The sequence below is a fragment of the Bradyrhizobium canariense genome (assembly GCF_019402665.1).
Classification (GTDB): Bacteria; Pseudomonadota; Alphaproteobacteria; order Rhizobiales; family Xanthobacteraceae; genus Bradyrhizobium; species Bradyrhizobium canariense.
The window spans coordinates 1-574 of sequence record NZ_VSST01000133.1 but is presented as its reverse complement, the minus strand read 5'-3'; the positions used below and the strand labels follow the sequence as shown (position 1 = coordinate 574).

1 protein-coding gene is annotated in these 574 nt (G+C 65.0%); it reads left to right on the top strand.

Annotated features, from left to right (window positions below):
• Nucleotides 1-24: 24 nt before the first annotated feature.
• Nucleotides 25-574: IS110 family RNA-guided transposase (locus FXB41_RS40185; RefSeq protein WP_219685692.1), on the top strand; the 550-nt coding region annotated here is incomplete at its 3' end.

The following is a 574-nucleotide window of genomic DNA, read 5'->3' as shown; positions in this document are numbered from 1 at the left end:
GGCGCCCAAGACAAGGAGCACGCCATGTCTCAGAAACTCGACGCTTCGCCCGCCGTCATCGGCATCGATATCGGCAAGAACTCGTTCCACATCATTGGCCAGAATCAGCGCGGCGGCATCGTGCTGCGGCAGAAGTGGTCGCGCGGCCAGGTGGAAACGCGGCTCGCCAACCTGCCGCCGTGCTTGATCGGCATGGAGGCCTGCGTCGGCGCGCATCACCTCAGTCGCAAGCTGCAAACGCTTGGCCACGACGCCCGCTTGATGCCGGCGAAATACGTGCGCCCCTATTCGAAGGGACAGAAGAATGACTTCCGAGATGCGGAAGCCATCGCCGAGGCGGTCCAACGCCCGACCATGAAGTTCGTCGCAACCAAGACCGCCGACCAGCTCGACCTGCAGGCGCTGCACCGCGTGCGCGAGCGATTAGTCGGTCAGCGCACCGGCGTCATCAATCAGATCCGTGCGTTCCTGCTGGAGCGGGGCATCGCCGTGCGGCAAGGCCTGCGCTCCCTGCGGTCCGAGTTGCCGGGTATCCTCGCGACGCGCACCGATGTGCTCTCGCCTCGCATGTTGC